Annotated in this window: 22 protein-coding genes; 18 read left to right on the forward strand and 4 right to left on the reverse strand. The window is 65.2% G+C overall.

What is annotated here, in order from left to right:
- Positions 1 to 172 precede the first annotated feature (172 nt).
- Both rlmN and EN874_RS21450 read left to right on the forward strand, forming a co-directional pair.
- Complete coding sequence (gene rlmN / locus EN874_RS21445; RefSeq protein WP_127427159.1) at positions 173 to 1,408, forward strand: 23S rRNA (adenine(2503)-C(2))-methyltransferase RlmN; 1,236 nt, start codon at positions 173 to 175, stop codon at positions 1,406 to 1,408.
- The gene (locus EN874_RS21450) at positions 1,405 to 1,872 is read left to right on the forward strand and encodes a hypothetical protein (protein WP_126086877.1); all 468 of its coding nucleotides are present in this window, start codon (positions 1,405 to 1,407) and stop codon (positions 1,870 to 1,872) included. The genes rlmN and EN874_RS21450 overlap by 4 nt, the downstream gene beginning before the upstream one ends.
- Positions 1,873 to 1,895: 23 nt before the next feature.
- On the opposite strand, the gene EN874_RS21455 is transcribed toward EN874_RS21450, so the two are convergent.
- Positions 1,896 to 2,537 carry a LysE family translocator gene (locus tag EN874_RS21455; RefSeq protein ID WP_127427160.1) on the reverse strand — a complete coding sequence of 214 codons (642 nt, stop codon included), beginning with the start codon at positions 2,535 to 2,537 and terminating at the stop codon, positions 1,896 to 1,898.
- Between the two features lie 179 nt (positions 2,538 to 2,716).
- Between EN874_RS21455 and EN874_RS21460 the strand changes: the two genes are divergently transcribed.
- Positions 2,717 to 3,940 carry an argininosuccinate synthase gene (locus tag EN874_RS21460; RefSeq protein WP_127427161.1) on the forward strand — a complete coding sequence of 408 codons (1,224 nt, stop codon included), beginning with the start codon at positions 2,717 to 2,719 and terminating at the stop codon, positions 3,938 to 3,940.
- A gap of 161 nt (positions 3,941 to 4,101) precedes the next feature.
- Positions 4,102 to 4,536 (forward strand): hypothetical protein, encoded by a 435-nt coding sequence (locus EN874_RS21465; RefSeq protein WP_245513623.1) that lies wholly within the window; start codon positions 4,102 to 4,104, stop codon positions 4,534 to 4,536.
- Between the two features lie 115 nt (positions 4,537 to 4,651).
- Here the strand turns inward: EN874_RS21465 and EN874_RS21470 are convergent, their stop codons facing one another.
- Positions 4,652 to 5,449: a lytic transglycosylase domain-containing protein gene (locus tag EN874_RS21470; protein ID WP_127427163.1), complete on the reverse strand. Its 798-nt coding sequence runs from the start codon at positions 5,447 to 5,449 to the stop codon at positions 4,652 to 4,654.
- 171 nt (positions 5,450 to 5,620) lie between these two features.
- Between EN874_RS21470 and EN874_RS21475 the strand changes: the two genes are divergently transcribed.
- The 3 genes from EN874_RS21475 (at position 5,621) to EN874_RS21485 (ending at position 8,710) form a co-directional block, all read left to right on the forward strand.
- Positions 5,621 to 6,868 (forward strand): NAD(P)/FAD-dependent oxidoreductase, encoded by a 1,248-nt coding sequence (locus EN874_RS21475; protein WP_127427164.1) that lies wholly within the window; start codon positions 5,621 to 5,623, stop codon positions 6,866 to 6,868.
- A 75-nt stretch (positions 6,869 to 6,943) separates the two neighbouring features.
- Entirely contained in the window at positions 6,944 to 8,041 is a 1,098-nt protein-coding gene (locus tag EN874_RS21480) for a putative zinc-binding metallopeptidase (protein WP_127427165.1), read from the forward strand.
- 66 nt (positions 8,042 to 8,107) lie between these two features.
- Entirely contained in the window at positions 8,108 to 8,710 is a 603-nt protein-coding gene (locus EN874_RS21485; RefSeq protein WP_127427166.1) for a DUF1236 domain-containing protein, read from the forward strand.
- A gap of 172 nt (positions 8,711 to 8,882) precedes the next feature.
- Here the strand turns inward: EN874_RS21485 and EN874_RS21490 are convergent, their stop codons facing one another.
- Complete coding sequence (locus EN874_RS21490; RefSeq protein ID WP_127427167.1) at positions 8,883 to 9,821, reverse strand: tyrosine recombinase XerC; 939 nt, start codon at positions 9,819 to 9,821, stop codon at positions 8,883 to 8,885.
- 200 nt (positions 9,822 to 10,021) lie between these two features.
- On the opposite strand from EN874_RS21490, the gene rimM reads away from it, so the two are divergent.
- Entirely contained in the window at positions 10,022 to 10,618 is a 597-nt protein-coding gene (gene rimM, locus EN874_RS21495) for a ribosome maturation factor RimM (RefSeq protein WP_127427168.1), read from the forward strand.
- The gene (gene trmD, locus EN874_RS21500; protein ID WP_127427169.1) at positions 10,615 to 11,316 is read left to right on the forward strand and encodes a tRNA (guanosine(37)-N1)-methyltransferase TrmD; all 702 of its coding nucleotides are present in this window, start codon (positions 10,615 to 10,617) and stop codon (positions 11,314 to 11,316) included. The genes rimM and trmD overlap by 4 nt, the downstream gene beginning before the upstream one ends.
- On the opposite strand, the gene EN874_RS21505 is transcribed toward trmD, so the two are convergent.
- Positions 11,298 to 12,050 carry a sulfite exporter TauE/SafE family protein gene (locus EN874_RS21505; RefSeq protein ID WP_127427170.1) on the reverse strand — a complete coding sequence of 251 codons (753 nt, stop codon included), beginning with the start codon at positions 12,048 to 12,050 and terminating at the stop codon, positions 11,298 to 11,300. The two genes, trmD and EN874_RS21505, sit on opposite strands and share 19 nt — an antisense overlap.
- Positions 12,051 to 12,370: 320 nt before the next feature.
- Between EN874_RS21505 and rplS the strand changes: the two genes are divergently transcribed.
- From rplS to EN874_RS21555, 9 genes are all read left to right on the forward strand, one after another.
- Positions 12,371 to 12,892 carry a 50S ribosomal protein L19 gene (gene rplS / locus EN874_RS21515; RefSeq protein ID WP_095820273.1) on the forward strand — a complete coding sequence of 174 codons (522 nt, stop codon included), beginning with the start codon at positions 12,371 to 12,373 and terminating at the stop codon, positions 12,890 to 12,892.
- 438 nt (positions 12,893 to 13,330) lie between these two features.
- A complete protein-coding gene (locus EN874_RS21520) occupies positions 13,331 to 13,765 on the forward strand; it encodes an organic hydroperoxide resistance protein (protein ID WP_127427171.1) in 435 nt (144 codons plus the stop codon).
- Positions 13,762 to 14,265, forward strand: coding sequence for a MarR family transcriptional regulator (locus EN874_RS21525; RefSeq protein WP_127427172.1), 504 nt, complete (start codon positions 13,762 to 13,764; stop codon positions 14,263 to 14,265). Before EN874_RS21520 ends, EN874_RS21525 begins: the two co-directional genes overlap by 4 nt.
- Positions 14,266 to 14,437: 172 nt before the next feature.
- A complete protein-coding gene (locus tag EN874_RS21530) occupies positions 14,438 to 15,235 on the forward strand; it encodes a transporter substrate-binding domain-containing protein (protein ID WP_127427173.1) in 798 nt (265 codons plus the stop codon).
- A gap of 105 nt (positions 15,236 to 15,340) precedes the next feature.
- On the forward strand, positions 15,341 to 16,156 hold the full coding sequence (locus tag EN874_RS21535; protein ID WP_127427174.1) for an amino acid ABC transporter permease: 816 nt from the start codon (positions 15,341 to 15,343) through the stop codon (positions 16,154 to 16,156).
- Positions 16,157 to 16,218: 62 nt separating this feature from the next.
- Entirely contained in the window at positions 16,219 to 16,869 is a 651-nt protein-coding gene (locus tag EN874_RS21540; RefSeq protein ID WP_127427175.1) for a class I SAM-dependent methyltransferase, read from the forward strand.
- Positions 16,870 to 16,916: 47 nt separating this feature from the next.
- Complete coding sequence (locus tag EN874_RS21545) at positions 16,917 to 17,069, forward strand: hypothetical protein (RefSeq protein WP_168247536.1); 153 nt, start codon at positions 16,917 to 16,919, stop codon at positions 17,067 to 17,069.
- An 80-nt stretch (positions 17,070 to 17,149) separates the two neighbouring features.
- Complete coding sequence (gene leuC, locus EN874_RS21550) at positions 17,150 to 18,559, forward strand: 3-isopropylmalate dehydratase large subunit (protein ID WP_127427176.1); 1,410 nt, start codon at positions 17,150 to 17,152, stop codon at positions 18,557 to 18,559.
- Positions 18,560 to 18,755: 196 nt separating this feature from the next.
- Positions 18,756 to 19,952: a GGDEF domain-containing protein gene (locus tag EN874_RS21555; RefSeq protein WP_127427177.1), complete on the forward strand. Its 1,197-nt coding sequence runs from the start codon at positions 18,756 to 18,758 to the stop codon at positions 19,950 to 19,952.
- Positions 19,953 to 19,962 lie beyond the last annotated feature (10 nt).

Raw genomic sequence — 19,962 nt, forward strand, 5'->3', positions numbered from 1 at the left:
TTCGAGCTGTTACGCCAACACGAATATGTGATCTGTTTTCCGCAACGGGAATGACGGCACCCTGGCCGGATGGGCCGCCCCCATGACTCCGCCTGCAACCTGTGCTATGCGCCGCGCTTCATTTCGGGCACGATGCTGAAATCGGCCGCAAACCGCTTATATTGGCGCAACCATGACCCTTTCATTCGATCTGACCGCCGAAGGCGCACGCGACGCCTTGCGCGCCCGCGCCCCGGCAGCCGAGAAGCCGTCGCTGATCGGCCTGACCCGCGCCGAGCTCGGCGCGGCGCTGGTTGCCGCCGGCATCGTGCCGGAGCGCCAGGCCAAGATGCGCGCCCAGCAGCTCTGGCACTGGATGTATGTGCGCGGCGTCTCCGACTTCGCCCATATGTTCAACATCTCCAAGGATTTGCGCGCCGCGCTCGACAGGCATTTCACCGTCGCGCGGCCCGAGATCGTCGAGGAGCAGATTTCTGCCGACGGCACGCGCAAGTGGCTGTTCCGCTTTCCGCCGCGCGGCGCCGGCCGCCCGGTCGAGATCGAGACCGTCTATATCCCGGAGGAGGGCCGCGGCACGCTCTGCATCTCCTCGCAGGTCGGCTGCACGCTGACCTGCTCCTTCTGCCACACCGGCACGCAGAAACTGGTGCGCAACCTGACGACGGAAGAAATCCTGGCGCAGCTGCTGACCGCGCGCGACCGGCTGGGCGATTTCCCCGACCGCGACACGCCGGACGGCGCCATCGTGCCGGCCGAAGGCAGGAAAGTCTCCAACATCGTCATGATGGGCATGGGCGAGCCGCTCTACAATTTCGAGGCGGTGAAGAAGGCGCTGCTGATCGCTTCCGACGGCGACGGCCTGTCCCTGTCGAAGCGCCGCATAACGCTCTCGACCTCCGGCGTCGTGCCGGAGATCGCCCGCACCGGCGAGGAGATCGGCGTCATGCTGGCGATCTCGCTGCACGCCACCAATGACGATCTGCGCGATCTTTTGGTGCCGATCAACAAGAAGTATCCGCTGAAGGAACTGATCGCCGCCTGCCGCGCCTATCCGGGGCTTTCCAACGCCCGCCGCATCACCTTCGAATATGTGATGCTGAAGGACGTCAACGATTCGCTCGAGGACGCCAAGGCGCTCGTCAAGCTGCTCAAGGGCATTCCTGCCAAGATCAACCTGATCCCGTTCAACCCCTGGCCCGGCACCAACTACCAGTGCTCTGCCTGGGAGACGATCGAGAAGTTCGCAGACTACATAAACAATGCCGGCTATGCCTCGCCGATCCGCACGCCGCGCGGCCGCGATATCCTCGCTGCCTGCGGCCAGCTGAAGTCGGAGTCCGAGCGCATGCGCAAGGTGGACCGGCTGGCGCTGGAAGCCATGATGATCGCGGGGCATGGCGAGGCGTGAGGCGTATCATCGCCTATCTCGTCCGCTTCGCCGCCATCCTGATCGGCTATGCGATCGCCTCGCTGGCGGCGAGCGCCTTTCTTAACGTGCTTTTCCTCGGCCATTTCGGCTATGCGCCGGAGCCCGGTCATCCGACGATCGCGCCGGCGCTCTATTTTTCGGTGCCTTTCGTGGCGCTGTTCGTCGCCTATTTCGGCTTCATGCCGGCGGCAATCGTCATCCTGATCGCCGAGGTGCTCGGCCGGCGCGACTGGCTGTTCTACGCGCTCGGCGGTGCCGCCGTCGCCGTCGTCTTCCTCGGCTTCGCGCACAATGTCGGCGATGGCGATTTCGATGTCGCCGACAACAATGTCAGGCTCGCGCTGGTCGGCAGCGGCATGGTCGGCGGCATCTTCTACTGGCTCTGCGCCGGCCGCTGGGCCGGCGCCTGGCGCCGCGAGCCGCTGCCCGACGCCGAAGCCTGAGATCGGCGCCAGCGAGGCGAGGCTTACTTCGCCTGCGCCGTCAGGATCTTCAGCGCGAAGGCCGAGAACACGCCGCCGAACAGATAGTCGACCACGCGCGTGACGCGCGGGCTCGCCTTCATCGCAGCCGCGAATTTCTCCCCCGCCAGCACCATCGGCGCCGTCACCGGGATCGACAGCACGATGAACATGACGCCGAGGAAGAACAGTTTTCCCGGCGCGTTCGGATCGTGCGCGGAGACGAATTGCGGCAGGAAGGTCATGAAGAACAGGATGATCTTCGGGTTGAGCAGGTTGACGCCGAGCCCGGCCGCCCAGCTGCGGAACAGCGAGATCCGCGGTCCGCTCTTCTTCTCCGGCGAGAAGGCCGAGCCCTTGGTGACCGCCTGCCAGGCCAGGAAGACGAGATAGCCGGCGCCGAAGATCTTCAGCGCGAAGAAGGCCATCGGCGAGGCGACGATCAGCGCCGAGACGCCCACCACCACCAGTGTGGTGTGGATCAGCGTGCCGCAGAGCGCGCCGGCCATCGAGGCAAAGCCGGTGGCGCGGCCCTGACTCAGTGTTCGCGACACGAACAGCGTCATGTCCGGTCCCGGCGTGATCGCCAGGATGACGGTCGCGATGGCGAACTGGATCAGCGTCGTGGTGTCGGGAATGAAGGACATTGCTCGCTCCTGGGAAGCTTTGCGCAGCCTATAACGCAGCCATTTCCCCGCCGCCAGCATCTGCTGCAAGAAGTATCTGGCCCAGCCTCTGCCTGGGCCCCGCGCCCGTTCGTCTCTTGCGCCACCCGGAAACCCCGTGATACCTCGCCCGCGAACACTGTCCCTGCGGAACCGCCAAGATGTCCAAGACCAAAGACGTGAAGAAAGTCGTGCTCGCCTATTCCGGCGGCCTCGACACCTCCATCATCCTGAAATGGCTACAGACCGAGCTCGGCGCCGAGGTCGTCACCTTCACCGCCGATCTTGGCCAGGGCGGCGAGTTGGAGCCGGCGCGCCGCAAGGCCGAGATGATGGGCATCAAGGACATCCGCATCGTCGACGTGCGCGAGGAATTCGTCGCCGACTTCGTCTTCCCGATGTTCCGCGCCAATGCCGTTTATGAAGGCACCTATCTGCTCGGCACCTCGATCGCCCGGCCGCTGATCTCCAAGCATCTCGTCGAGATCGCCAGGGAGACCAGCGCCGACGCGATCGCGCATGGCGCCACCGGCAAGGGCAACGACCAGGTCCGCTTCGAGCTGTCTGCCTATGCGCTCAATCCCGACATCAAGGTCATCGCGCCGTGGCGCGACTGGTCGTTCAAGTCGCGCACCGACCTGATCAACTTCGCCGAGCAGCACCAGATCCCGGTGCCGAAGGACAAGCGCGGCGACGCGCCCTTCTCGGTCGACGCCAACCTTTTGCACTCCTCCTCCGAGGGCAAGGTGCTGGAGGATCCGTGGAGCGAGCCGCCGGAATTCGTCCACCAGCGCACCGTCTCGCCGATGGACGCGCCCGACGCCGTCACCGAGATCGAGATCGAATTCCTCAAGGGCGATCCGATCGCGCTCAACGGCAAGAAGCTCTCGCCGGCAACCATGCTGGCGGCGCTCAACGACCTCGGCCGCGACAACGGCATCGGCCGCCTCGATCTGGTCGAGAACCGCTTCGTCGGCATGAAATCGCGCGGCGTTTACGAGACGCCCGGCGGCACCATCCTGATCGCCGCCCACCGTGCGATCGAATCGATCACGCTCGACAGGGGTGCCGCGCACCTCAAGGACGAGTTCATGCCGCGCTACGCAGAGCTCATCTACAACGGCTTCTGGTTCTCGCCCGAGCGCGTCATGCTGCAGGCGATGATCGACAAGAGCCAGGAAGACGTCGAAGGCACGGTGCGGCTGAAGCTCTACAAGGGCAATGTCATCGTCACCGGCCGCAAGTCGAAGAAGACGCTTTATTCCGACGCGCTCGTCACCTTCGAGGACGACCGCGGCGCCTACGACCAGAAGGACGCAGCCGGCTTCATTCGCCTCAACGCGCTCCGGCTCAGGACGCTGGCGGCGAGAAGCCGCAAGGGCTGATGTCCGAACGTCGAAAGTTGCGATGAGCGGGAAACCCGGCGGCGACGCCGGGTTTTTATTTCACAAAGCTAATATAATAAAAGTTCAGTCCACTTCAGAGAAATTATCGTTTGACCTTTCCGCCGCTCCAATTAAGTTCGCTAGCGGGGTGGGGGTTGACAGTGAAAAGTAGTATTTCTCTTTTGCTTGCGGCGGCGTTGACCTTAATGGCGTGCGGGTCTTCGCAAGCAGGCACACGGCAGGTACCTGAGGCTAATTTGGACGGGTGCATCTCCGCTGTGCATTTATGGAGTATCACGTTCAAGCACGAAATCGCCTCTTTCATGGGCGTCTCGCAGGAGCGCATGCCGGCCTTGTTCTGCCAGCGCATTGCCGAGGGGATACGCAGCGGGCGGATCAACTACTCCGATTTGAATAGAGTGCAGTTGGACCTACCGACCGAGATATGGCTGGTCATCAAGGGCAAGTCCAAGGCTGCGGCTACGGCCACGCCGGCGCCGCGGAACCCCAAATTCCGTACCTGCAACGGCACTACCGGTACCTTCCAGATTCCCGTTTCCCGGAAATGCCCGTTGAGCGGCTACGCGAATGATTGAGCGTTAGGACATGAGATCGAACCTGGTCGTTCCGAGCGGGTGGGTTTTGACCCTTGCTCCGTAACAAAAAGCCCGGCGCCTGGCCGGGCTTTTTGTCTACGTCAGATAGGTTCCGTCAGTTGGCGTCAATCGCCTCGGCTATGCGGGCGATGGCCTGCTGGTAGACGCTGGCCGAATTCCAGCCGGCGATCGCGCCCATATTCGCCTCATAGCTCGCGCCGGCACGCCAGCCATGACCCTTGAGGAAGTTGGCGGTGGAGGCGAGCGCGGTGTTCCTGTCGCGCAGGTTTCCGTTGCCGACGCCATATTGCAAGACATTTCCGGGCAGGAACTGCGTGTGGCCGATCTCGCCATGCATGGCGCCGACCGAGGAAGCGCTCAGCGCGCCGCGATCGACCAGCTTCAGGGCCGCGATGGCGTGCGGGGTAAAATAGTCCGGACGGCGGCAATCATAGGCAAGCGTCAGAATGGCGGAGACCGTGTTCTGGTTGCCCATGGAGGCGCCGAAGCCGGTCTCCATGCCCCAGATGGCGAGCAACACACCCGGCGGCACGCCGTAGTTCTGTTCGATCCTGTCGAACATCGCCGCGTTCTGCTTCTTCAGCGCGCGGCCCCTGGAAATGATCGCTGCCCCGCCCCGGCGCTTCATGAAAGCCTCAACCGAGCCGCTGAAAGCCTTGTGAATGGCGCGGTCGGCGGCGATCGTCCTTGTCGCGTAGGTCGCGCCGGCCAGCGCCGACAGGCCCTTCTGGCCAACGCCGTTGGCCTGTGCTTCCGCGGCAAACTGCTGTTTCCACGCGTCGAAGCCGGCGCCGTTCCTGCCACAGCTGCCCGCTGCCTGAGCGGCCGTCGCCAGCCCGAAAACCGCCACAGCGGCGGCCACGAAAATCCTTCCCTTGGCAAAAAATGCCATTCTGTCTCTCCTGGTTGCCTGAATCACGTCCCGGTTGCGAATTTGCCAGTGAAGCGCCCGGTTGTCACCGCCCACACGGGGACAGCGCGGCGCTCGGCGCTGGCGAATGCCGGGGAATTTGCGCATGATCAAGCATTAATTATGGCGCAAGCTCATTGTGGCTGGGTCTTTATGGAAGACGTTGATGTTGTGATCATTGGCGCAGGCTCGGCAGGGCTTTCCGCGGCCAAGACGCTCAGGGCAGCCGGACTTTCCTTCACGCTCCTGGAGGCGATGAGCCGCATCGGCGGCCGCGCCTGGACCAGCGACCGGCATTTCGGCGTGCCCTTCGACATCGGCTGCGCCTGGTTGCACGCCGCCGACCGCAATCCCTACTTTCCCGAAGCGCAGGCCGCCGGCTGGACGCTGCACCACCACGACATGAATGTCGACCACCTCTATTACCGCAAGCGCAAGGCGAGCGAGGCGGAAGAGGCCGAGATGAAGGCCGCCGACGCAAGGCTGTTCGAGCTGCTTGCCGCCCATCAGGTCGAGGAAGGCGACGACGACCGGCTGTCGGCGCTGCTCGCCAAGGGCCACGCGCCGCGCGCCGCCGCCACTTTTGCCGGTCCGATGGATTTCGGCGCCGACGAGGACGAGATCTCGATCCGCGATTTCCAGGCCGCCGCCGACCTCGATCCGAATTATTTCACCAAGGAGGGCCTCGGCGCGCTGGTCGCGCATTTCGGCGCCGACGTGCCGGTCGAGCTGTCGACGCCGGTGCGCAAGATCCTTTGGGACGTGCCGGGCGTCGCCTGCGTCACCGACCGCGGCACGATCCGCGCCAAGGCGGTCATCGTCACCGCCTCGCCGGCGGTGCTCGCCTTCGAGGAGATCGAGTTCGCGCCGGCGCTGCCCGACACGCATTTCGGCGCCTTCTTCGACCTGCCCATGGGCATGCTCACCAAGCTGCCGGTGGAGATCAAGGGCACGCGGCTTGGCCTCGAGCCCTTTGACGACCTCTTGATCGAGCGGATGGCCAGGCACGACATCTATTTCCTCTGCTTCCCGTTCGACCTAGACCTGATGGTGGGGTTTGTCGGCGGCGACTTCGCCTGGGAGATGTCGGCCGCCGGCGAGGCGGCGGGCGTCGACTTCGTCGTCGACCGGCTGTGCGGCATCTTCGGCGGCGACGTGAGGAAGCATGTCGGCCGCGCCATGATGACCAATTGGGGCCCGGAGCGCTTCGTGCGCGGCGCCTATGCGGCGGCCCGTCCCGGCCGTTCCGAAGCCCGCGCCACGCTGATGCAGCCGGTGGCGGAAAAGATCTTCTTCGCCGGCGAGCATGTCGCCGGACCGCTCATCCAGACCTGCGGCGGCGCCAGGCTGTCGGGCGAAAGCGTGGCCAGGCAAGTCATTGCGCAGCTCGCGACGAAATAGCGTCGGAACGACGGGCGACGACGGGCGTTTGGGCGATGCCCAACGCCGTTACCCCATGCTGTGGTTCGATTACCGATGAATCTGTTCGACTGTCCTCATTGCGGTCACCGCCTTTATTTCGAAAACGCGCAATGCCTGAACTGTTCCAGCCTGGTGCTCTATGACCCGGAGCGCGCGCGTTTCACGCTTTCCGGCGCCGACGACGCCGTTCCATGCGGCAATGCCGACGAATGCGCCTGCAACTGGCGGGCCGAGCCGGGCAGGACCTTCTGCCGCGCCTGCGCGCTCAACCAATTGATCCCCGACCTCTCGGTGGACGGCAACCGCCAGCGCTGGATCCGCGTCGAGGCGGCGAAGAAACGCGCCGTCTATTCGCTGCTCGCCTTCGGCCTGCCGGTCGCGCCCAAGGCCGGACCCCAGGACGAGGCCGGGCTCGCTTTCGACTTCCTCGCCGATCCGATCGGTGGCGGACCTGGCGGCGAGCGCATCCTGACCGGCCATGACAACGGCCTGATCACCCTCAACGTCGCCGAGGCCGATTCCGCCGAGCGCGAGCGGCGGCGCGTCGAGATGGGTGAGAACTACCGCACCTTGCTCGGCCATTTCCGCCACGAGCTCGGCCACTTTTATTGGGACCGGCTGATCCGCGACGATCCCGGGCGGCTCTCAGCCTTTCGCGCTCTGTTCGGCGACGAGCGGGCCGACTACGAGCAGGCGCTGAAGGCCCATTATGCCAATGGCGCTCCGCTGGACTGGCAGCAGCGCCACATCTCGGCCTATGCGACGTCCCACCCCTGGGAAGACTGGGCCGAGACCTGGGCGCACCACCTGCACATCACCGACACGCTGGAGATGGTGCATGCGCTGAATTTTCCGCTCGGCCGGCTGGAGACGGTGGAAGCCAACGAACTGCCGCGTGGCGACACCGGCGGGCATCCGCAGCCGACGCCCGCCGAACCCGATCCGGCGCCGGAACCTTTCGAAAAGATCCTCGCCCGCTGGCTGGTGCTGTCGGAGGCCTCGAATTCGATCAACCGCTGCATGGGACTGCCCGATCTCTACCCCTTCGTCATTTCGGACGTGACGGCTCGAAAACTGGCCTTCGTTCACCAGCTTTTGACCAGTACGCCGAAAAAACCTGGAACAATTCGTGAGCAGGCGACGGCACTTTAGCCGGAACGCATAAGGCCCGGTTTCGTTTTCGAGCCCGAGGGAGCGTTGAAAACGGAGAGTAAAACCATGAAACGCATACTGTTTCCGGCGGTTGCCGGCGCGCTGCTCGCCATGTCGGGCGCGACCCTTGCCGACACGCCCGTCTCGGCAGTGGCGGATTTGAACGTTCGCGCCGGCCCGGGTCCGCAATATCCCGTGATCGGCGTGCTGGCCGCCGGCCAGTCGGCCACTCTCACTGGCTGCATCGCAAACAGCAAATGGTGCACCATCGCCGAGGCCGGCGGCAACGGCTGGGTCTATTCCGACTATGTGACGGGTGATTTCGGCGGCAGCCGGGTTGTCGTCACACGTCGACCGGCCGAGGCCAGTATCGCTGTCGTGGCGCCGCCGACCGACGATATCTATTCGCAGGACGACTACACCGGCGCCATCGTTTCGGGCGATGCGGTCGAGCCGATCGTCAGGCCGCCGGCCGAGGTCGGCACCTATATCACCACCCACAGGGTCGACCCGGTCTATCTCGAAGGCGAGGTGGTCACGGGCGCAACGCTGCCCGACACGGTCGAGCTGCGCGAGATTCCGGACTACAATTACCGCTATGTCTATGTGAACAACCAGCCGGCGCTGGTCGATCCGGGCACGCGGCGCATCGTCTATGTGATGCGCTGATCAACGGTGATTTTGGAAGAGCGGCCGCCGGAGATGGGCGGCCGCTCGTTTGAGGAAACGCCGTCGTCAGGTCGGGCTGCCTGCATACGCTCGCCGGCGTCGACCTTCCTGCCCTCCACCAGGATCGGTATGACGTTTGGTTGAGCCGTTATCCTGATCTTCGCCAGATGCTTCACGCCCGCGGATGCGACCGTTCGTAGACTTCGAGCAGCCTTGCCGTGTCGACGCCGGTATAGACCTGCGTGGTCGACAGGCTGGCATGGCCGAGCAGCTCCTGGATGGTGCGCAGGTCGCCGCCGCGGCCAAGCAGATGCGTGGCGAAGGAATGGCGCAAGGCATGCGGCGTCGCCGTCTCGGGCAGGTTGAGCGCCGAACGCAGCTTCGCCATCTCGCGCTGGACGACCGCCGGGTTCAGCGGGCCGCCGCGCGCGCCGCGGAACAGCAGGCCCTTCGGATCGATATGGAAAGGACAGAGCCGCCGGTATTCGCCAACCGCGCGTGACGCCACCGGCAGCACCGGCACCAATCTTGTCTTGCCGCCCTTGCCGGTGACGCGCAGCACGGTGTCGGCCTCCGAGGCGAGATCGGCGCCGGCGAGGCCAAGCGCTTCCGAGATGCGCAGTCCGGAGCCGTAGAGCAGCGTCAGCACGGCCGCGTTGCGGGCGGCGATCCACGGCTCTTCCGCGAGCTGGCCCTCCACGGCCACGACCTGTTTCGCATCGCTCGCCGTCAGCGGCTTGGGCAGCGATTTCGGCTGGCGCGGCGCGCGCAGCGCCGCCGCGCCAGCCGCGTTGGCGAGGCCGCGCCGCTCGAGGAAGCGCAGCAGCGAGCGGATGCCGGCCAAGCCGCGGCCGAGCGTGCGGGCGCCGGCGCCCGAGTTGCGGCGCGCGGCGAGGAAGCCGCGCAGATCGGCCGGCCGCAAATCGGCGATATCGGAGATGCCGGGCGGTCCGCCGCAATGCCCGGTCAAAAAATGCAGGAACTGGCGCGTGTCGCGCTCATAGGCCTCGACCGTCTCCGGCGACAGCCGGCGCTCGCGCGCCAGCATCTTCAGCCAGGCCTCGCGTGCCGCTTGAAGATCCGGCTTTGCCGGGATGAGGAATTCCTGCATGGCTGCAGTTTCGGGCACACGGGTTAGGAAGCGGTGAAGAGGCCGTCATTGAAATGGCGGCTTGAGGGCGTTAGAGCAGTTCAGCGATTGGCAAAATCGCTGAACTGCTCCAACTACTTGTTTTTCCGCAATTCCGAACGGAAAACCGCTACACACTGTTCCTGGAATTGCTCTAGAGCAAGGCAAAGGAAGCGCTGCCGATGTCCAAGCTCGAGAACCCCGTCCAGATGGCCGTGATCGGCGCCGCGCACGGCATCAAGGGCGAATTGCGGGTAAAAACCTTCACCGGCGATCCGCTGGCGCTCGCCGATTACGGGCCGCTCCACGCCAAGGATGGCCGGGCGTTCCAGATCCTCGACATCAGGCCGGCCGGCACGGTGGTGGTGGTGCGCTTCAAGGGCATCAACGACCGCAACGCCGCCGAGGCGCTCGCCGGCACCGAACTGTTCGTCGACCGTTCGGTGCTGCCGGACGACGGCGAGGAGGACGAGTTCTACCACGCCGACCTGATCGGCCTGGAGGTCAGGGACGATACCGGCGCTATCGGCAGGATCGTCGCCGTGCACAATTTCGGCGGCGGCGACATACTCGATGTCACGCTCGCCGGCCGCAAGGGTGTGCTGATCCCGTTCACCCAGGCCGCGGTGCCGCATGTTTCAATCGCCGACGGTTTTGTCGAGGTCGATCCCATGGCGGCGGGGCTGGTCGATGACGAGGAGAGCGAGGCGCCTGGCCGGTCCGGCTTCGACCCGAAGGGACGGCCGCGCGGACCGAAGGACGCCGGGGGCAACCGGTGAGCTTTGCCGCCTCGGTGCTGACGCTCTATCCCGAGATGTTTCCCGGCGCGCTCGGCCTGTCGCTCGCCGGCCGGGCGCTGGAGGCCGGCACCTGGTCGCTGGAGGCGGTCCAGATCCGCGACTTCGCCACCGACAGGCATCGCACCGTCGACGACACGCCGGCCGGCGGCGGCGCCGGCATGGTGATGCGCGCCGACGTACTGGCCAAAGCCATCGATCATGCCTCGCCGCCTGGCGATGCGCGCCCGCGCCTGTTGATGAGCCCGCGCGGAAAACCGCTGACGCAGGCGCGGGTGCGCGAGCTCGCCGCCGGGCCGGGCGCCGTCATCCTGTGCGGCCGCTTCGAGGGCGTCGACCAGCGGCTGATCGAGGCGCGCGGCCTGGAGGAAGTCTCGATCGGCGATTTCATCCTGTCGGGCGGCGAGCCGGCGGCGCTCGTACTGCTCGACGCAGTGGTGCGGCTGCTTCCGGGGGTCATGGGCAATGCCGTCTCGGGCGAGGAAGAAAGCTTCGAGAACGGCCTGCTCGAGCATCCGCACTACACAAGGCCGCAGGAGTTCGAGGGGCGGCAAATTCCCGACGTGCTGATCTCCGGCAACCACAAGAAGATAGCTGACTGGCGGCGGGCGGAGGCGGAGAAGCTCACCAGAGAGCGGCGGCCGGATTTGCTGGCGGCTGCTCAGCCTTTGACGAAGTAGTAGAACGCCAGGAAAAGGCCGACGGCGACGACGAAGCCGCGCACGACGCCCTGCGGCACGCGCTTTGCGATCCAGACGCCGGCATAGCCGCCCAGCGCGCCGGCCGGGATCATGACGATCGCCTGCGGCCAGGCGACGACGCCGCCCGAAACGAAGACGAGGATGGCGATCGCGGCGATGACCACGGCCAGCATGTTCTTCAACGCATTGAGCTTGTGGTAGTCGCCGGCCTGCGTCAGGCCGAGCGTCGCCAGCATCATGACGCCCATGCCGGCGCCGAAGAAGCCGCCATAGACCGATGTCGCGAACTGCGCCAGCGAACCGGCGAGCGAGCCGACCGAGGCCTGGTGCTCCGGTCCCGCCGTCGGCTTGAGCCACGGCCCGGCGGCGAACAAGGCGGTGGCGGCAATCAGCAGCCACGGCACCAGCGTGCGGAAGGACGGGTTGGAGAGCGCGAGCAGGATGAGCGAGCCGGCCAGCGCGCCGAGCGCCGAGATCAGGCAAAGCAGCAGGGCCCGGCGCCAGAAATGCCTGATGTCGTCGCGATAGGCGAGCGTCGAGGTGATGTAGCCAGGGAACTGCGTCACCGAGGAGGTGGCGTTGGCGACGATTGGCGGCACGCCGACCAGCGTCATGGCGCCGAAGGTGACGAAGGTGCCGCCGCCGGCGACGGCATTCACCGCGCCGGAGACAAAACCCGCGGCAAAGAGAAGGACGGCATCGAAGAAGGTCATCGGGGGAAGGCCTGGGGGATACACTTTCCCCCGCTTAGGAAGCTTGCGAGGCTCGCGCAACCCGACACGACGGCGATATGATGGTGCCATGGCGCAAAAAAAAGCCTCGAAGGCGTGACAAAGCGCCGAAATAGCTGTATGTGGCCGCCCGAACCGGAAGAACGATCTTGCAAGAACGCTCTTCCGGGCCCGTCAACAATGGCGGTGTAGCCGTCCCTGTCCGATGCTTACGGCAAAGGGCATAGCCGAGCGGTCAATGGAACTGCAAGGCGAGCCGAGGACGCTCTGACTGTCGGAAGAACAAGAAGTGGATTTTTGAGATGGATCTCATCCGTCAGCTCGAGGCCGAGCAGGCCGCCAAGATCGAAGCCAAGCGCAAGCTGCCCGAATTCCAGCCCGGCGACACCGTGCGCGTCCAGGTGCGCGTCACCGAAGGCAGCCGCACCCGCGTCCAGGCCTATGAGGGCGTCGTCATCGCCCGCTCCGGCTCCGGCTTCCAGGAGAATTTCACCGTCCGCAAGATTTCCTACGGCGAAGGCGTCGAGCGCGTTTTCCCGGTCTACTCGCCGATGGTCGAGGGCGTCGAGATCGTGCGCCGCGGCAAGGTGCGCCGCGCCAAGCTCTATTACCTGCGCGACCGTCGCGGCAAGTCGGCCCGTATTTCGGAAAACACCGGCGTGCGCGCCCGCAAGCTGAACGACGAAGAGCGTGATGCCCTTGCCGCCGAGCGCGCCCGCATTGAGGCCGAGAAGGTCGCCGCCGCCCAGGCACTGGCCGCCGAGACGGCCGCCAAGGAAGCCGCCGAGAAGAAGGCCGCTGCCGAGGCTGCTTCGGCCGAATAAGACACTACGACGGCATTGTTTTGGAAGAGGCGGCTTCGGCCGCCTTTTCATTTTGGCGGAACGCAAGCGTTTGGAATTTGATCGAAGCCCTTCGCTTTTCGTCATTCTAGGGCGAAGCGAAGCGGAGACCCTAGAATCCATGCCGTTACCTTCGCGAGGTGTGCGGCGGTAGAGAATGGGACTCCGTCGAACCTTCGAAAAGGTTGGTCTGCGCCGTAGCAGCACTCGGAGGTCACGGCATGGATGGGTCTGCGCGCGTCGCTTCGCTCCTTGCTCCGCCCTAGAATGACGACGGTGATAGGGCCAGCGTTCCTTGGCACGCCTTCTATTCTGCGCGTCCGCTTCGCTCCCGCTCCGCCCGTGGATGACGACATTGGGGGTTGACACTCTATTACCTTGTACACTAAATAATCGCGCACAAGATAAATGGAGACCAAAATGTCAGCACTCTACACCACCCAGGCCCGCGTCGTTGGCGGCCGCGCGGGCCATGCCGAGACCAGCGACGGCCTGCTCAAGGTCGATCTGGCGATGCCGAAGGAACTCGGCGGCAAGGGCGGCGCAACCAACCCCGAACAACTCTTCGCAGTCGGCTATGCGGCCTGTTTCGAGAGCGCGGTGCGTTTCGTCGCCCGTCAGCAGAAGCTGCCGCTGGAGGACGCTTCGGTCACGTCCACGGTGAGCCTCCATCCGAACGATCAGGGCGGCTTCAGGCTGGGCGTCGCGCTGGCGGCGGAGATCAAGGGCCTTGATCAGGCGGCCGCGGAAGCGCTTGTATCGGAGGCGCACCAGATCTGCCCCTATTCCAACGCCATCCGGGGCAATATCGACGTGGCGCTTTCCACGGTGGCGCTCGCGGCAAAGGCGGCATGACGACTGAAACCGAAATTCGAGCAAGCGACGTCCCGGCCGATAGCGCCGGGACGATTGCCGTTCCACGGCTCGATCAGCAGCTCTGCTTCGCGCTCTATTCGGCGAGCGGGCTGATGACCAGGCTTTACCGGCCGCTGCTCGACCCGCTCGGCCTCACCTATCCGCAATATCTGGCGATGCTGGCGCTGTGGAAGCGCTCGCCCATGACCGTCGGCGAGCTTGGCGAGGCGCTGGGGCTGGATTCGGCGACGCTGACGCCGCTGATCAAGCGGATGGAAGCGGGCGGCCTGGTCACGCGTCGGCGCGACAGCGCGGACGAGCGCCGGGTGCTGGTCGAGCCGACGGCAAAAGGCCAGGCCCTGCGCGCGAACATGAAGGACGTGCAGGCGGCGCTTGCCTGCAGCATGCCGCTGGAGCGGACCGAGCTCAAAGCCCTGCACAGCACGCTGACGCGACTGGTCGCCGGTTTGCGCGAAGTGGTTGCGGACCCTTCGGAATAATCGCTCCCCCGGCTGCGTTCGGAAAACTGTGCCGATCAGAGCATGGGAATCCGCCTTGGCGCTTGTCCATGCAGCGGATCGGCTTGCAAGGCGCCTGCGGAAAGCTAAAGTCGGCGCCGGGTTTTCATGCGTGCCCCGCATAGCGAGGCATTTCAGGTTCTGGGAGTTTGTCATGACCAAGTCGAAACTGTTGCTGGCCGCCATGCTGGCCTGCCTTCTCGCGCCTGCCGCTGCGCTGGCCGACACGCTGCCCGATCTCGGCGGCAAAAAGGTCGTGGTGGTGACGGAAAACGCCTACCCGCCGCTGCAGTTCATCGACAAGAAGACCGGCAAGCAGATCGGCTGGGAATATGACGCGATGGACGAAATCGCCAAGCGGCTGAACTTCAAGGTCGAATACCAGAATACTTCCTGGGACGCGATGATCCAGGCGGTTTCCGACAACCAGTACAACATCGGCATGACCGGCATCACCATCAAGGACGACCGCAAGGCGAAGGTCGACTTCTCCGACCCCTATATGCGCTCGGAGCAGTTCATGCTGGTGCGCGGCGACGAAAGCCGCTTCACCGATGCCAAGACCTTCGGCGCCTTCAAGGACGGGCTGATCGGGGCGCAGCCCGGCACGACGCCCTTCTACACCGCCGTCTACAGCGTGCTCGACGGCAACGAGCAGAACCCGCGCATAAAGCTGTTCGAGACCTTCGGCGCGACCGTGCAGGCGCTGAAGGCGGGCGACGTCGACGTGGTGCTGACCGACGGCACTGCCGGCAAGGGCTATGTCGATGCCTCCGAAGGCAAGCTCAAGCTGATCGGCGGCCCGCTCGGCACCGAGGATTTCGGCTTCATCTTCCCGAAGGGCTCCGACCTGGTGAAGCCGGTCAACGCCGCGATCGCCGCGCTCAAGGGCGACGGCACGCTCGATGCGCTGAACAAGAAGTGGTTCCTCGACTACAAGATGGGGCAGTGAGCTCGTCTTGTCACGTGCAGCGGGTTTGCAGGAAATCGCGCTGACATTGCGCCAGGGGGCTGTATCGGAACGCGGCCTCCACAACTATATTGTTTGCATTGCCTAATGGCGGCACCGTCCAACTCCACTCCCAAATCCGAATTTCCCTGGTGGCTGGCGACGGCGCTGGCGATGGCATTGGCGGCGGCGCTGGCGATCGCCGCCAGCGATCTCTATGCCGAGGTCTTCGCCACGGTCGCCAAGGGCATCGGCATCACCGTCTTCGTCACCGTCGTCGCCTTCGCACTGGCCTCGGCGTTCGGGCTCGGCATCGCGCTGATGGCGCTGTCGGGGTCGCAATGGCTGCGCCAGATCGCCCGCTTCTATGTCGAGATCATCCGCGGCGTGCCGATCCTGGTGCTTTTGTTCTGGATCGCCTTCGCCGGCGCGCCTGCCTTCGTGGCGGCCTGGAACGCACTGACGGCGCCGCTGCAAAGCGCCGGCTTCATGGGCGAGCTTCTGGTGCGCGACGTCTCGCTGCTGTGGCGCGCCATCATGGCGCTCACCATCGGCTATTCCGCCTTCATCTCGGAAGTCTTCCGGGCCGGCATCCAGTCAGTCGAGAAGAGCCAGATCGAAGCCGCCAAAGCGCTGGGCCTGACGCGCGTGCAGCGCTTCCGGCTGATCATCTTCCCGCAGGCGATCCGCACCATCCTGCCGCCGCTCGGCAACGACTTCGTCGCCATGGTCAAGGATTCCTCGCTGGTCTCGGTGCTGGGCGTCGCCGACATCACCCAGATCGGCAAGGTCTATGCCGCCGGCTCCTTCCGCTTCTTCGAGACCTATTCGATCGTCGCCTATATCTATCTGATCCTGACCGTCGGCCTGTCGCTGGCGCTGAGGGCGCTGGAACAGCGGCTGCGTCGGCAGCACGGGGAATAGCCGCCGGGCACGGAGCGCGCTACTTTCGAGGCGACATTCATCCGGCGCGGAGGAGCCGACCTATGAATTTCGACAAGGCCAATGCTGCGCTGGATTCCGTCTACACGGCCGAGACGCCGGAAGCGCTGGCCAAGGCCTATGCCGAGTGGGCCGCGACCTATGACAGCGAGACCGCCTCGCTCGGCTATCTCCTGCCGTTCCTCATCACCGCCTGGGTGGCGCGCCATGTGCCTGCGGGCGAAGGCCCGCTGCTCGACGCAGGCTGCGGCACGGGGCTTTCGGGACCGTCGCTCAAGGCGCTGGGTTATGGCGACATCGCCGGCCTCGACCTCTCCGACGGCATGCTGAAGATCGCGGGCAGCCGCGGGGCGAATGGCAGGCCGGCCTACAGCGAGCTGAGGAAGGCCATGCTCGGCGGCCCGCTGCCGTGGCCGGACGGCCATTTCCGCGCCTTCCTCTCGACCGGCGTCTTCACCATCGGCCACGCGCCGGCCTCCGGCCTGCACGAGTTGGTGCGCATCACGAGGAGCGGCGGCCACGCCATCTTCACCGTCCGCGACCAGGTTTTTGAAAGCGGCGGCTTCCAGGCGGTGTTCAACGAACTTACGCAAGCTGGGAAATGGCGGGCGGTGGAGGAAAGCCCGTGGTTCCGCTGCTACGCGATCGGCGACCCGGAAGCGCTGGTGAAGACGTTTGTCTTCGAGGTGTTGTGAGCGAGACTCCCCTTCTCCCACGAGGGGAGAAGGGGGCGTCGCGCCAATTGCCGAAAAGCCAAAACATTGCTATCTACGCCGCCATGGAAGAGCTTTTCGGCGATCCGGCCTACAAGGGCTTCGTGCTGCAGGACAGGAAGCGCCTGCCGTCGCGATTTGCCGCGCGCGTCTGCGGCGCGCTCACCAGCCGACTTAGCTGAGGCCGACCGATCCAGGTCGATTCGCCGGTTCGAAACCCGGCGCCAGCCTTTCCCATTCTCGTATCGACGGATTTACGCACATGAGCGCACCGCGCACCCTCTACGACAAGATCTTCGACGACCATGTCGTCGACCGCCAGGACGACGGCACCTGCCTGCTCTATATCGACCGCCACCTGGTCCACGAAGTCACCAGCCCGCAGGCCTTCGAAGGCCTGCGCATGAGCAACCGCAAGGTTCGCCATCCCGAAAAGACGCTCGCCGTGGTCGACCATAACGTGCCGACCTCGCCCGAGCGCAAGTTCGGCATCAAGAACGAGGAAAGCCGCATCCAGGTCGAGGCGCTGGCCAGGAACGCCAAGGATTTCGGCATCGAATATTACTCAGAGAACGACGTCCGCCAGGGCATCGTCCACATCATCGGGCCCGAGCAGGGCTTCACGCTGCCCGGCATGACCATCGTTTGCGGCGACAGCCACACCTCGACGCATGGCGCATTCGGCGCGCTGGCGCACGGCATCGGCACCTCGGAGGTCGAGCATGTGCTGGCGACGCAAACGCTGATCCAGCGCAAGGCCAAGAACATGCTGGTGCGCGTCGACGGCCAGCTTCCGGAAGGCGTCACCGCCAAGGACATCATCCTCGCCATCATCGGCGAGATCGGCACCGCCGGCGGCACCGGCTACGTCATCGAATATGCCGGCGAGGCGATCCGCTCGCTGTCGATGGAAGGCCGCATGACGATCTGCAACATGTCGATCGAAGGCGGGGCGCGGGCCGGCCTGATCGCGCCGGACGAGACGACCTTCGCCTATGTCAAAGACAAGCCCCGCGCGCCGAAGGGCACCGCCTGGGACGCCGCGCTCGCCTACTGGAAGACGATGCATTCCGACGAAGGCGCGCATTTCGACAAGGTGGTCGTGCTCGACGCGCAGAAACTGCCGCCGATCGTCTCCTGGGGCTCGTCGCCCGAGGACGTCGTCTCGGTGCAGGGTTTCGTGCCCGATCCGGCCGGTATTGCCGATGAGAACAAGCGCTCATCGAAGCTGCGCGCGCTCGACTATATGGGGCTGACGCCGGGAACCAAGATCACCGACATCGCGCTCGACCGCGTCTTCATCGGCTCCTGCACCAATGGCCGCATCGAGGACCTGCGCGCCGCGGCCAAGGTGGTCGAGGGCAAGAAGGTAAACCCGCGCGTCAACGCCATGATCGTGCCGGGCTCCGGCCTGGTGAAGGAGCAGGCCGAGGCCGAAGGCCTCGACAAGATCTTCGTCGCCGCCGGCTTCGACTGGCGCGAGCCCGGCTGTTCGATGTGCCTTGCCATGAACGACGACCGGCTGAAGCCGCATGAACGCTGCGCCTCGACCTCGAACCGCAATTTCGAGGGTCGGCAGGGCTTCAAGGGCCGCACCCATCTGGTGTCGCCGGCCATGGCGGCGGCCGCCGCGATCGCCGGCCACTTCGTCGACATCCGCGACTGGAAATAGGCGCGTTTGCAAGGAGGCGCGGCTTGAGCCAGGCCCGCGCCGCAATCCGTCATCGGAACCCCGAGCCGCGCCGCGGCTCGGGGTTTTTCATGGCTGACCGGAGCAAGATTGCGCCTGCGTCAGCTTCCGCTTAACTGCTTGTTTGCGCTTCCGGACTAGCATTCCCCCTGGGTCAAGTGGGGAAAGTCACGGTCCGTTGGACACCGGTCTGCTCATAGCGCTGCTCAATCCGACGATAGCGCTGGCGCTTGGCGCCGCGTTCCTCGTGCTGTGGTTTCATCAGCGCCATCGTCCGTATCTGGCGGTGCTGGCGGCAAGCTACTGCCTGTCGGCGCCGGGCTTCCTGCTGCAATATTTCACGCTTCCGGTCGGCATCGTGGCGACCAAGCTGATCTCCAACATATGCTTCACGATCGCCGCCTGCTGCCTTTCCGGTGCGATCGTCGCGCGCTACGGCAGGCGCGTGCCCTATATCGGCATCGGCATCATGACCGGCGGCGGGCTCGCCGCCTTCGCGTGGTTCATGTTCATGCAGCCGGATCTCACCTGGCGCGTGCTGGCCATGAATTTCGGCTTCGGCGGTCTCAGCCTGCTCGTCGCCGCCGAGCTCAGGACGGTGCGCAACAACGGGCCGACCGAAAAAATCCTGTTCATTCTGGCGCTGCTTTCCGGGCTGAACTTCACCGCCCGCACACTGATCGTCGTCATCGCGCATGGACCGTTCCCGAGCTATGACGGCTTCTACGGCTCGTCCTACTGGACGACGGCGCTGCTTTCGCATGCGCTTTTGTCGCTGCTCATCGCGCTCTGCCTGTTCACGGCGGCGGCGCTCGACGTGCTGAAGGCGCTGAAGGCCGAGACCCATACCGATCCGCTGTCCGGCCTGCTCAACCGCCGCGGCTTCGAGGAACGGGCGGCAGCTCTGCTCGATCAATGCGCCAGGGCGGGGTTTCCCGTGGCGCTGGTGCTTGCCGACCTCGATCACTTCAAGGCGCTCAACGACCGGCACGGACATGAGGCGGGCGACCGGGTGATTGCCGATTTCTCCGCCAAGCTGCGCTTTGCCACGGGCGCCCGCGGTGCCGCGGGCCGCATCGGCGGCGAGGAGTTCGCCGTGCTTCTGCCGCTCAGCGATCTCGCCGCGGCGCGCCTGTTCGCCGAAGCGATCCGCAGCTTCTATTCGGCCGGGGCCGTCGACGGCCTGCCGCCCGGCACCAGGGTGACCGCGAGCTTCGGCGTCGCCGCCCGCACCGGCAATGAAGGGCTGGCGCCGCTGATGCGGCGCGCCGACGAGGCGCTCTACAAGGCCAAGAGGAACGGCCGCGACAGTGTCCGCCTTTCGTACGAGCGCCCCGAAACCGCCTTCGTGCCCGAAGCGGCCAGCGTCGGCTGAGACGGACGGG

It is taken from the genome of Mesorhizobium sp. M1D.F.Ca.ET.231.01.1.1 (assembly GCF_003999155.2).
Classification (GTDB): Bacteria; Pseudomonadota; Alphaproteobacteria; order Rhizobiales; family Rhizobiaceae; genus Mesorhizobium.

Coding starts and splice junctions, on each gene's coding strand:
- rimM (WP_127427168.1), top strand. CDS start 10,022: ATGTCCAAGCTCGAGAACCCCGTCCAGATGGCCGTGATCGGCGCCGCG.
- EN874_RS21470 (WP_127427163.1), bottom strand. CDS start 5,449: ATGGCATTTTTTGCCAAGGGAAGGATTTTCGTGGCCGCCGCTGTGGCG.
- EN874_RS21525 (WP_127427172.1), top strand. CDS start 13,762: ATGACGACTGAAACCGAAATTCGAGCAAGCGACGTCCCGGCCGATAGC.
- EN874_RS21505 (WP_127427170.1), bottom strand. CDS start 12,050: ATGACCTTCTTCGATGCCGTCCTTCTCTTTGCCGCGGGTTTTGTCTCC.
- EN874_RS21485 (WP_127427166.1), top strand. CDS start 8,108: ATGAAACGCATACTGTTTCCGGCGGTTGCCGGCGCGCTGCTCGCCATG.
- rplS (WP_095820273.1), top strand. CDS start 12,371: ATGGATCTCATCCGTCAGCTCGAGGCCGAGCAGGCCGCCAAGATCGAA.
- EN874_RS21460 (WP_127427161.1), top strand. CDS start 2,717: ATGTCCAAGACCAAAGACGTGAAGAAAGTCGTGCTCGCCTATTCCGGC.
- leuC (WP_127427176.1), top strand. CDS start 17,150: ATGAGCGCACCGCGCACCCTCTACGACAAGATCTTCGACGACCATGTC.
- EN874_RS21530 (WP_127427173.1), top strand. CDS start 14,438: ATGACCAAGTCGAAACTGTTGCTGGCCGCCATGCTGGCCTGCCTTCTC.
- EN874_RS21480 (WP_127427165.1), top strand. CDS start 6,944: ATGAATCTGTTCGACTGTCCTCATTGCGGTCACCGCCTTTATTTCGAA.
- rlmN (WP_127427159.1), top strand. CDS start 173: ATGACCCTTTCATTCGATCTGACCGCCGAAGGCGCACGCGACGCCTTG.
- EN874_RS21455 (WP_127427160.1), bottom strand. CDS start 2,537: ATGTCCTTCATTCCCGACACCACGACGCTGATCCAGTTCGCCATCGCG.
- EN874_RS21535 (WP_127427174.1), top strand. CDS start 15,341: ATGGCGGCACCGTCCAACTCCACTCCCAAATCCGAATTTCCCTGGTGG.
- EN874_RS21475 (WP_127427164.1), top strand. CDS start 5,621: ATGGAAGACGTTGATGTTGTGATCATTGGCGCAGGCTCGGCAGGGCTT.
- EN874_RS21490 (WP_127427167.1), bottom strand. CDS start 9,821: ATGCAGGAATTCCTCATCCCGGCAAAGCCGGATCTTCAAGCGGCACGC.
- EN874_RS21520 (WP_127427171.1), top strand. CDS start 13,331: ATGTCAGCACTCTACACCACCCAGGCCCGCGTCGTTGGCGGCCGCGCG.
- EN874_RS21540 (WP_127427175.1), top strand. CDS start 16,219: ATGAATTTCGACAAGGCCAATGCTGCGCTGGATTCCGTCTACACGGCC.